5 protein-coding genes and 4 pseudogenes are annotated in these 10,989 nt (G+C 65.2%); 5 read left to right on the top strand and 4 right to left on the bottom strand.

Going from position 1 to position 10,989, the window contains the following annotated elements; all coding sequences use genetic code 11:
• The 3 genes and pseudogenes from ABT300_RS36675 to ABT300_RS36665 form a co-directional block, all read left to right on the top strand.
• Positions 1–209: pseudogene (locus tag ABT300_RS36675) on the top strand (transposase); the annotation flags it as partial.
• Between the two features lie 326 nt (positions 210–535).
• The gene (locus tag ABT300_RS36670) at positions 536–1,198 is read left to right on the top strand and encodes a hypothetical protein (protein ID WP_351685372.1); all 663 of its coding nucleotides are present in this window, start codon (positions 536–538) and stop codon (positions 1,196–1,198) included.
• Between the two features lie 17 nt (positions 1,199–1,215).
• A pseudogene (locus ABT300_RS36665) lies at positions 1,216–1,563 on the top strand (transposase); the annotation flags it as partial.
• On the opposite strand, the gene ABT300_RS36660 reads toward ABT300_RS36665, so the two are convergent.
• The 3 genes from ABT300_RS36660 to ABT300_RS36650 all read right to left on the bottom strand — a co-directional run bounded on the left by ABT300_RS36660 (position 1,563) and on the right by ABT300_RS36650 (position 5,295).
• A complete protein-coding gene (locus tag ABT300_RS36660; protein ID WP_351685370.1) occupies positions 1,563–2,609 on the bottom strand; it encodes a 2-oxoglutarate and iron-dependent oxygenase domain-containing protein in 1,047 nt (348 codons plus the stop codon). The pseudogene ABT300_RS36665 and the gene ABT300_RS36660 sit on opposite strands and share 1 nt — an antisense overlap.
• Positions 2,610–2,760: 151 nt before the next feature.
• The gene (locus ABT300_RS36655) at positions 2,761–4,239 is read right to left on the bottom strand and encodes a ricin-type beta-trefoil lectin domain protein (protein ID WP_351685367.1); all 1,479 of its coding nucleotides are present in this window, start codon (positions 4,237–4,239) and stop codon (positions 2,761–2,763) included.
• Between the two features lie 804 nt (positions 4,240–5,043).
• Complete coding sequence (locus tag ABT300_RS36650; protein ID WP_351685364.1) at positions 5,044–5,295, bottom strand: hypothetical protein; 252 nt, start codon at positions 5,293–5,295, stop codon at positions 5,044–5,046.
• Positions 5,296–5,741: 446 nt separating this feature from the next.
• Between ABT300_RS36650 and ABT300_RS36645 the strand changes: the two are divergent.
• Positions 5,742–7,627 (top strand): annotated as a pseudogene (locus ABT300_RS36645) (alpha-galactosidase).
• Between the two features lie 7 nt (positions 7,628–7,634).
• Here ABT300_RS36645 and ABT300_RS36640 read toward each other — a convergent pair.
• Positions 7,635–8,126 (bottom strand): annotated as a pseudogene (locus ABT300_RS36640) (transposase family protein); the annotation flags it as partial.
• A 681-nt stretch (positions 8,127–8,807) separates the two neighbouring features.
• Between ABT300_RS36640 and ltrA the strand changes: the two are divergent.
• Complete coding sequence (gene ltrA / locus ABT300_RS36635) at positions 8,808–10,589, top strand: group II intron reverse transcriptase/maturase (RefSeq protein WP_351685362.1); 1,782 nt, start codon at positions 8,808–8,810, stop codon at positions 10,587–10,589.
• Positions 10,590–10,989: the final 400 nt, after the last annotated feature.

Below are 10,989 nucleotides of genomic sequence, written 5' to 3'. Positions count from 1 at the left end.
CCGGCGACGGGCCGGCTCGAAGCAGCATGATCACCGACGAGCACGGCACCCCGCTCGCGATCCTGCTGACCGGCGGCAACCGCAACGACGGCACCCGGCTCATGCCCTGGCTCGATGCGATCCCGCCAGTCCGCGGCCGGGTGGGCCGTCCCCGCCGCAAGTCCGACTCGCTGTTCGCCGACCGCGGCTACGACCACGACATCTCTCGGCTCTGATCGCGGTGCCCAAGGCGGGAGTTGAGCGTTCGTTCCGGTGTGCAGGTCGTGGACTGTGCCGGACGAGCCGCGGGATCGCCTGGAGCCGTTACTTCGGGATGGAGGGACCGGTTCCTACGGTGCCGAGCTCGTCCGCTTCCTGCGCGGATTCGGACTCACCGTCATCGAGGTCGACCGCCCCGACCGCAAGTCCCGCCGCGCCAACGGCAAGTCCGAATCCGTCGACACCTACGCGGCCGCCACCGCTGTTCTGTCAGGCCGTACCAGCGGCGCTCCGAAGGACCCGCGACGGGATCGTAGAAGCCATCCGCGTTCTGCGCGTGGCCCGCAACTCCGCGGTCAAGGCCCGCACCTGGGCTATCAACCAGATCCGCGCACTGACGATCAGCGCCCCCAGAGAGGTCCGCGACAGATTTCGCGGCTTGTCCGCCAAAGACCTGATCAGCGCCCTCGCCCGCTCCGCCCCACCGGAAACCTCGAAGATCCCGCTCACACGACCAGCCGCCCCGAGGCGACTGGCCCGCCACTACCAGGCACTCGACGGGGAAATCAAGGAGGCCGAAGCCGAGATCGGCCCGCTGGTCACCAAAGCTGCCCCCAAACTCCTCGCGCTGCCCGGTGTCGGCGCCGAGACAGCAGGTCAGCTCCTGGAAACCGCTGGTGACAACCCTGAACGTCTCCGCTCCGAGGCATCCTTCGCTCACCTTTTGCGCAGCCTCACCCATCCCTGCGTCATCCGGTCGCACCCACCGCCACCGGCTCACCGCGGCGGCGACCGCCAGGCCGACAGAGCCCTGCACACCATCGTCCTGGTCCGCATGAAGTACGACCTGCGCACTCAGAAATACGTCGCCCGAAGCACCGCCGACGGCCTCTCCAAGAAGGACATCATCCGGTGCCTGAAACGCTTCGTCGCTCGCGCGATCTACCACCTGCTACCCCGTCCGCAACTCACCACCGAACAACTACGCCCCACAGCTTGACGATCTATAGGAGCATCCTCATCGTTGACCGCCGTGGCCTGCCCCTGTCGATCTCCGGCGCGAATTTCCACGACAGTCAGGCCCTCATCCTGCTGGTCCGTGGCATCTCGCCCATCCGCTCACGTCGCGGCCAGCCGGCGCCGACGGCCCGGAAAGCTCCACGCGGACAAGGGCTACGACTACCAGCACCTGCGACGTTGGCTATCCGCCCGCAGCATCCAGCACCGCATCGTCCGTAAGGGGATCGACGGGGCCGACATCGCTGGGCCGTGGAACGCACGGTGTCCTGGCTATCGGGTTGCCGACGACTCCATCGCTGCGACGAGCGCAAGCCCGAACACTTCCTCGCCTTGGCTTCGCTCGCTCAGAAGGCGGCAAAGGTCTCTTCCCGGAGCTTGTCCAGTATGGACAGTCGGCCCTCGGTATTGATCCTCTGCGTGGTGGCCCGGTCCGGGTAGCAGCGCATGAACATTGAGGTGAAGTGGCTACCGTAATGGAGGGATTCAGCGTTGTCCGTACTGAGGGCCGGACGGACCACAGCCTGGAAGTTCGGCTCGTGGAAGTACGCGAAGGCGTACCGTGGCCGGTCGGCGAGCTTCACCTTGTGCGGCGTCGAGAGCAGTTCCCCGCCGGTGATGAGTTGGAAGACGTCGCCGGGGAACACGGTGAAGGTGCGAGGTACCGGCTTCACGTAGGTCCACTTGCTGTCGTCCTCATAGACGCCTGCAGCGCTCTCTTCGGCCAGCCAGTTGCGATTGCGGCGCTCGCCCTCGATCGGGGGCCGGACGTACAGGGCTTGGCCGACATCGTCCTGGGTGGCGATCACCAGCAAGCCGTAGTCGGTGTGGGCGCCGATGCCGCGGTCGTTGGTGGCTGACGCAGCAGGGAAGCGCAGTACCCGCATGTGGTGCCATCCGTCGTCTGTCAGACGAGTAAACGCGCTGATGTCCTGGCCGAGCCCCAGTGCAGTGAGCTGGAGGATCCGGTGGCCGATGTGTCCGGACTGCGTCATGTAGGCGTTGATCGCGCGGCGGTACTGTTGATCCGGCCAGGGTACGGGGCCGTGGCAGGGCCAGTTTTCACCGACGCGGGCGTCTACAGAGGGCACGTCCTTGGTGACTGTGAAGATCTCCGATCCGTCCTGAACGCCGTCGGTTACCTCTTCGCCGGAGGCGACGTAGCCACTATAGGTAAGGTCGCTGATGTGCTTGGATTTTTCGGTGAGAGGTAAATCGAAAAACCTCTTGCTCGCCGCGTAGGCGTTGGCGTTGACGGTTTCCTGCGCTGGCTCGACGGCGACCTGGTAGATGCCGTCCCGCTTCCAGGATTCAATCATCTTATTTCCGAGTTGCACGTCTTGTGACGTCCCGGTGACGATCTTCGGTATGTCAAACGTCTTGAGGCTGTTCAACTTAATTCCCTTCCGTGGCTGGAGAAAAGAATTGCGCGGCATCGGGATGGCTGGCAGATCTTCTTATTCCCGGAAGTGGCACGGTCGGCCATCCTTCACGGCGCGGGCAAGGCCGTCTAGTGAGGCGGTCGTGCATGGTATGCGGCATTCTTTAATACGGGGTTACTGACTCAATCCGCCAGCGCTTGAACATGTACGGGAACAACGCGTTGGCTTCCCTTAATGCAACGGGGGCGCCCTGTGCTTGGTCAGTTCCGACAGGCGTCACCACGAGTCGGCGGTTCCGGCGGAGGACGAGCAGGCCGTCGTCCGACAGGGTGTACTGGAAAGCCCGGGTTCCGTCGCCGGCGGCATAAATGCATGGATTCACTTCGTGCCCGAATATCCTGTCGAATTCCAGGCACAATCCTGGATCGGCATGGTTGCGCAGTAGTCCGTCCGCATCCAGATGCCACAGCTGGGTAGGCGTCTCCGCGCAAGAGGAGGTCACCACGGTGGTGCCCGCTCTCGGGTCCTGGTGGGCGATGTCCAAACACAGTCCGCTTCCGGAGTTGCGGAAGCGGACTGCCGCACCGGGGGTGAGGCGGTTACCGGCGGGCGTGGTGCGGGTAGGCGCGGCGCCTACGGCGTCGGCAACGGTTCCGGGGGCGTGCGGGCTGCCCCCGACGAGGATCCAGGTGAGCACCCCGGCTAAGGTCCCTAACACCGCGCCCATCCAGCCGAAGCGAATGCCTGCTCGGCGACGAGCCGCTCGCCGCGCCCTGCGCATCCCGACGTGTACTGATGGCGTGGATGTGGTGACGTCTGGTGGCGGTGGTTCGGCGGCCGGTTCGGCCGTGGACGCACCCGAGCGAGCGCGGCAGAGAGCGAGGTAGTCCTTCACTCGGAAGCCCAGAACGGCTTCGGCGAGGAGGAGGGGGAGTCGTCCCGGCCCATGATCGAGTTGGTCGGCTGCGGTCCGGCAGTAGGCGCACTCCGTGAAGTGCTGTTGCAGGTCGGGCAGGGGTTCTGCGATCTGGCTGCGGCTGACGGCGACGTCGATGAGGCGGGTGTAGCGGCTGCAGGCCGGGTCACGCGCCAGGTCCACATGGGCCTGAAGGCACCCGGTGCGTAGCTGGCAGCGGGCCTGGCGGAGCTTCGAACGGGCCGTTTCCATACGGAGCTCGGCGTATGAGGCGGCCAACGGGAGGTCCTCCGCCTCGACTTCGGTGTGCCACAGCAGTAACTGCTGTTCGTCCGGAAGCTGCCGGAAGGCCTGCAGTAGCAAACGTCGGTCCCTGCGGAGTGAGACTGCCGGCGGCTCGCGTCCGTCTGATCCGGTGCGCAGGCCGTCACTCAGGTCGAAGCGCCGCCCGTCGGCATCCCACCGCTGAGCGGAGTCGATGACCTCGGAGAGCAGATGAGAGCGCCAGGGCCATGCCCGCTCGGACGAGGTGTCGAGCCCTCGCCGGAAGGCCGATCCTGCCAAGGCAATGGCAGCCTGAGCGGACGTCGTGCACAGCGTCGCGTACTCCAGGACGGGCGCCCGATGCTGGGCGATCAGCTCTAGCACAAGGCCTGAGTTCGTGTCGTCGGTGAGACCCAGCCGCTCACCGGCCACGGCATACCCGCAGATGGGGAACAGATGCATCCGGTCTCCGTCGCCGCGGATTCATCCTGGGTTGCCCGGTGATGAACACGTCGTCACGGTTAAGGGCACTCCGACGCAGCCCATAGCTCACGTCTGCTTCGTGGCCGTAGATGTCGATGTGCCATAGCCGGGGGGGCGTCCAGCGCGGCGGTGACGGCCTGCTGGGTGGCGCGGCTGATGGGGCTGCGGAAGTCACTCCGACTCTGTCACGCCGTGGCAAGATGTCGGCGGGGCGGCTCAGAGTGCGGTGGGGTAATCGGGTCGTGCACATAGCATCGGGCTCTCTCTGTGCGGATGCTCGGCTAGCGACTCGGGTCAGTCGGCAACGTGGACCTGTGTAAAGCAGAGAAGATCAAGCCGCTGAGGTTGAACATCGAGGTCAGGGTTGGTTGCGTTCAGATCAGCAGCCATTGCCTTGCTCTGTGCGAGTGGTTGCAGTGCGCAGCGTCGATGAGGGAACGGCTAGGCGGCCAGAGCCCGTCACGGCCTGCGCGGACTACACCGGTGTGGTGGCGAGGAGGGCACCCAGGTGCCCGGTGCTGGCGATGCACGGGCCCACCGCTTCTCGGAGATGGTGTTGGCTGGGACGGATACGACATCCGCGCCGACGCTTGTGGCACCGCACGGAACGGCCCGCGATCAGCGCAGTGTGGGTGGCCCGTCTGGCGCGCTGCCCACGGTCGGGTGGTAGAAGTGGCATGGCGGCAGTAGTCCTGGGAAGGGAGTTGCGCGGGATGTTGCCCAGCCTTGCACGTGAAGCGAACCCTGTGAGGGGTAAGAAAACTTCCCCCGCTTGCCATCTGTTCACGTACTCTCGGTTGTGGCTACGGTAAGATTTTCATAGTTTGAGTTCATGTCGGTGATGTGACATTCGTTGACCCGCGAGTTGTAGACGGCGATGACCCCCTGGGTGACCGCTTCCTGGTCTTCGCGCAGGGCTGCATCAACACCAGCGAGCGGTGCAAGTCCACTGGCTGTGAGGTTGTCGAGCCAGTCCGGCAGAGGGCCGGCGCCACGGGCCGACTCGGGTAAGCAGGCCGCGTCTCCTCCCGTCACCGCCTGAGCCGCTCGTTGCGGGTGACGGTGACTTCCAGGACTTCTGCCGCTGTAAGAGGTCAAGTGTCCGCCCGGCGCCCGAGCATGGGGAGGGCGGCCGCTGCCTGCGCCTATACCTCCGAAGCCGCGTCCTGACCGCGCCCGCCGCAACGACCTGGATCCCCTACGGCGACCTCCACCACTACGCCCACCCCATCAGGCGATGGAACTACCTGTGCGCACTCGAACGCCACCTGTCCGCACCGCACTTCACACACCGCTGGTGCACCTTGGGTGTCGGAACACGTTGTCGACCATACGGCACGGCTGGGCGGACCGTTCGTCCACCAGTCGCCCAGACGGCGACAGGCCATGGTCAAGGGTTGTCTCCAGCCCGTTGCGCCGACAGCCCGGAGACTTGATGATGTTGCGGATTGATCGCACCTGTTTGAACTTGTGAGAGCTTGATGTTGGAGATCGCGGAATCCGGCCGTACGATGCTGCTCTCAGGGCCGACGATCAGCTACGCCGTCCATCTCACCGAGGGCGACGAGTTCCTGCATCTGCACTGGGGCCCAACGATCACGCTCGCCGAGGCCCTCGCCGAACGTCCGCTGTCGGGCTTCTGGCCGTTCGAGTCGATGCTGGACGGTCGCGAGGAGTACCCGGTGGAGGGCGGTCCCCGTTTCGTCCGGCCCGCCCTGTCCGTGCGCACCGCCGAGCGGCGCGGTACAGAATGGCGCTACGCGGGGTACGAGACCGAGGATGACGAGCTGCGGCTGCGGTTCTGGGACGACGGACTCGCGGTCACCCTGCACTATCGGATGCGCGGCGACGTCGTGGAGCGCTGGGTGACCCTGGCGAATGACAAGGAACGGCCGCTGGAGCTGCTGCGGGCCGACTCCGCCGTCTGGACCCTGCCCTACCGCGAGGGCTGGCGGCTGTCGCGGCTGCACGGGCGGTGGGCTGCCGAGTCGCGGCTGATGCGGTCGCCTCTCACTTACGGGGAGAAGATCATCGGCAGCCGTCGTGGCCACACCGGGCACCAGCACCGGCCCTGGGTCGCCCTCGACACAGACGCGACCGAGGAACGCGGCGAGGTGTACGGCTGCGCGCTGGGCTGGTCGGGCTCCTGGCGGATCGCCGTGGCTCAACTCCCTGACGCACGGGTGCAGATCACCGGCGGCGCTGGCTATGACGACTCCGGGCTGCTGAGCCTGGAGGCAGGGGAGTCGTACACGTCTCCCCTCTTCGCCGGACTGTGGAGCGACGGAGGCTTCGGCGGCGCGAGCCGGGCCTGGCATGCGTACCAGCGTGCGTACGTCATCCCGGACGCAGATCAGGACCGTCCGGTCCTGTTCAACTCCTGGGAGGCTACCGAGTTCGACATCTCGGGGGAGCGGCAGAGGACGCTCGCCCGGCGGGCTGCGGCGATCGGTGTCGAGCCGTTCGTGGTCGACGATGGCTGGTTCGGCAAGCGCGTCAGCGACCGCGCCGGACTCGGCGACTGGACGCCCAACCCGGACCGGTTCCCGAACGGCCTCAAGCCACTCGCTGGCTATGTGCACTCCCTCGGTATGCAGTTCGGCATCTGGGTCGAGCCCGAGATGGTCAACCCCGACAGTGACCTCTACCGCGCACATCCCGACTTGGTGCAGTTCCAAACGGGACGAAGGCGGACGGAGTTCCGTCATCAGCTCGTGCTCAACCTGGCCCGCAAAGACGTCCAGGAGTACCTCTGGGAGCAACTCGACGCACTCCTGACGAGCGCCCCGATCGACCTTGGGGTCCTGAGCCGGGCGGACCAGGTGTGGACCTCCGACAACACCGACCCGCTCGACCGGCTCGCCATCCAGCACGGCTTCAGCCAGATCCATCCCGCGCGTGTGATGGCCGCTTGGGTCACCGACAGCCCGAACACCCAGCCCAACGGCCGGGTCAGCTCACTGCGGTTCCGGTTCGTGAGCGCCATGGCCGGGGTACTCAGTATCGGGGGCGACCTCGCGGAATGGAGTGAGGACGAGCTGACCGAAGCCGGTACCTGGGTGGCGCTCTACAAGGAGATCCAGCCCGTGGTGCAGCGTGGACCTATACCGGCTGCGGGCCCCGCAGGGCGGTCTGAGCGCCGTGCAGTACGTGCATGGGAAGGAGTCCGTGGTCCTCCTGGCTCCAGGCGCAGCACTACGGCGAGCCCCCAGCGGCGCTGAGGCTGCGGGGCCTCGATCCGGCAGCGTCGTACGAGTGCCGCGAAACCGGTGAAGTGCACCGAGGTGCCGTCCTGCTGCACCACGGAGTGAGGACCGGGCTGAGCGGCGACCTGGATGCAGCTGTTCTCCGATTGCGTCGTAAGTGAGCCTCTTTCATCTTCTGTATCCGCATATCAGGAGGGTGTGGACGGCGGCGACGATGCGTCCGATGCGGTTGGTCGAGCATCGGGCTCGACGAAGGAGGCGCCAGGTTTTCAGCTGTGCAAAGGCGCGTTCGCCAGGGGCGCGTAGTCGGGCGTGGTCCCGGTTGTACTGCTGGTAGTGCTCGGGCAGTTCGTGGTGGTAGTAGGGAGTACGGACGGTGGCGCCGGCGCCCTGGTAGGCGCGGTCGGCCAGGACGAGGATCTGTCGCGTTTGGCAGTTCTCGATCACGCCGTGAGCACGGGCGGCGGTCAGGTCGTGAGTGCGTCCGGGCAGGGCCCGCGAGAACCACAGGAGTGTGCCGTCGGGTGCGGCGACGACCTGCACGTTCATGCCGTGCTTCTTGTGCTTTTGGGAGTGTGCGCAGTGAGGCGCTCGTTGTTCGAGTGGAGGTGAAAGACCGCCACCATCGCCCTGTCGCAGCAGGGCGGTTGAAGCTGGGGGCAGCCGTGCGACGTGAGGTCGCGTGATGTGAGTGATCGCAACGATTGAGGGATCGGAGGAGGTGATGTTCGACGTTGCGATCGGGCGAGTGTCCAGACGCTCTCCCCACCGCGGCATGCGACCTGGGTAACCGGGTGGTGTGAAGCCCGCGGAATGGCCCAAGGACTCCTGTGCCATCCGGGAGTTACCGGCTGGGGAAGACCGGACGGGTGAACGTGCAGTGAATTTCCGTATGCGTCGTTATCAGCACCTTCGGGAGATGGATTGCGGTACCGGAGTACAGGATTGGCCGTTGAGAAGCGGCAGGTGGCGACTGGTGAGGCTGTGCCGGTCGCATGGACACCACCATCCCGGCGTAAAGGAAGCACCCACCCCGGTCGGATCTCCGTCACGCGGAACACGGAAACCCCATCAGAGTCCCGACGCCAAGTGCGACGGGTAGGCCGACCGTGAGGAAGGTGAATCCCCTGGTGGGAACAGGAGAGCCCAAGAAGCCAACGCCGGTGCGCCGAAAGGCGACGGGAAACCGACGCGCCATGACTGCTTCCCTCAGCGGTCGCGTCGGCCAACCGGCCGGATACGGGCATCGTGCCCGGCTCAAAAGAGAGCTGACGTGGGCTTGGTGAGTCTGCGATAGATCAACGATGCAAGACGCTGGAACGGAAAGGAACGTTGGACACAGTGGAAGACTGCGAAACGGCCTCGGCCGGACCGGAGCCTGCTGCGGTGAACGGACCTGAAGATGTTCCCTTCGAGTGGGATGCCGTCAACTGGCGTTCCGTCGAGCGGGACATACAGCGGTTGAGGCAAAGGATCTTCGCGGCGGAAAAGGCTGGGGACCATAAGAAGGTCCGCAGTCTGCAAAGGTTGATGCTACGGAGCTGGTCCAACACGCTGGTAAGCGTGCGACGAGCGACCGAGCAGAATACCGGCCGCAAGACGGCCGGAGTCGACGGGAAGACGGTATTGAACTCCTCGTCGAGGGCGGAGCTGGCGGGTGCAATCCAGCGTACGACAACTCCGTGGAAGGCCCGGCCAGTAAGGCGGGTGCATATCCCGAAGAGCAATGGGAAACTCAGACCACTTGGGATTCCGACCATCGCAGATCGTGTCCAGCAGAACCGGGTGCGTAACGCGCTGGAACCCCAGTGGGAGGCACGATTCGAGCCGAAGTCTTACGGATTCCGGCCGGGGCGTGGATGCCACGACGCGATCGCAGCGATCTTCAACGTCGCCCGGGGAAAGAATCCCGGGCGCGTGTGGGTGCTCGACGCTGACCTGAGGGCGGCATTCGACCACATCAACCACGACTACCTTCTCGGCCGGCTCGGAGCGTTCCCTGGGAAGGGGATGATCCGCAAGTGGCTGAAGGCCGGCGTGGTAGAGAAGGGCAGCTTCTCGCCTACGGAGGAAGGAACTCCTCAAGGCGGGGGCATCAGTCCGTTGCTGCTGAACATTGCTCTGCACGGTATGGAAACGGCTGTGGGAGTCCGGTACTACACCTCCGGCAGAAATGCCGGGGCGACGCTTCTCGGTTCCCCGGTGCTGGTGAGATACGCCGACGACCAGCTGGTGTTGTGCTACAGCTGGGAGCAGGCGCAGGAGGTCAAGCAGCAGCTTTCCGAGTGGCTGGAGCCGCGCGGTCTGGTCTTCAATGAAGATAAGACCCAGATTGTGCACCTCGATCAGGGGTGTGACTTCCTCGGCTTCAATGTTCGCCGCTATGGGGGCAAGCTGCTGATCAAACCAAGCACTGAAGCTGTGGTGCGAATCCGGCGGCGACTACGCACCGAAGTCCACGCTCGCTACGGCGGAAGCGCGGCATCGGTAGTAGCAACCCTGGCCCCGGTGATCCGGGGATGGGCTAACTACCAGCGGCACGTCGTGTCCAGTAAGGAGTTCTCCAAGCTGGACGACTACATGTGGATGCTGTTGTTCAAATGGGCAATACGCTCTCACCCGAACAAGCCGAAACGCTGGGTGGTCGACCAGTACTTCGGCAGGTTCAATCAGTCACGGAATAACCGGTGGGTGTTCGGTAGCCGGGCAACCGGCAACTGCGTACCCAGGTTCTCTTGGACCAAGATCGTGCGGCATGTGATGGTGAAGGGAACGGCATCTCCGGATGACCCGATCCTGGCCCAGTACTGGGCCGACCGTCGCCGCAAGGCAGCCCCGCCTCCGGTGAATTCTCTCGGCATGCTCCTGCTCAAGCGGCAGGGCGGCCGCTGTCCGGAATGCGGGGACTTTCTCCTTCACGCCTATCATCAGCCGCAGTCCCCCGAGGAATGGGAGCAGTGGCTGACGACGGTCAAGGTTGGGATCCGCAGCCAGCGGATCGCTGTTCGAGGAGTGGAACTAGAAAACCGGCGCATCATTCACGCCTCATGCCTGCCCCGAGAGAAGCGGGAGATGGCAGAGGGGCCGGTATCTCAACCTGTAACGCCAGCAGGACTTGCTTGAGCCGCTTGCGGTGAAAGCCGCCCGGGCGGTTCTGAGGGGGTGCGGCGCAGTAATGCGCCGCACCTACCCGACTGAACCGGGAGGTGCCGGGAGGGCGGGAAGCAGCCCCGACAAAGCCGGGACGTGCCAGTACTGCCAGATGGTGCGGGTCCGGCAAGCGAGACGGAGAGGAGTACGCGAGGAACCGGGCCTTCCCCCGTGAAGGTGGGCACGCGGTTATTGATCACGCGGCGAGCGTGAGTTTAGCGGTGTGGTGTCGGCGTTCGTATGCGTTGGGGCTGAGGTGGCCGTTGGCGGAGTGCCGACGGCGGGTGTTGTAGCGGGTCAGCCAGGCGAAGACGGTCCTGCGGCAGGCGCTGGCGTCGCCGTAGTCGTGGGCGCCTTGAAGGGTCTCGCGTTT

The sequence above is a fragment of the Streptomyces sp. NPDC001027 genome (genome assembly GCF_040299045.1).
Lineage (GTDB): Bacteria > Actinomycetota > Actinomycetes > Streptomycetales > Streptomycetaceae > Streptomyces.
The sequence above is the reverse complement of the archived record's forward strand: the minus strand, read 5'-3'. Positions and strand labels throughout refer to the sequence as shown.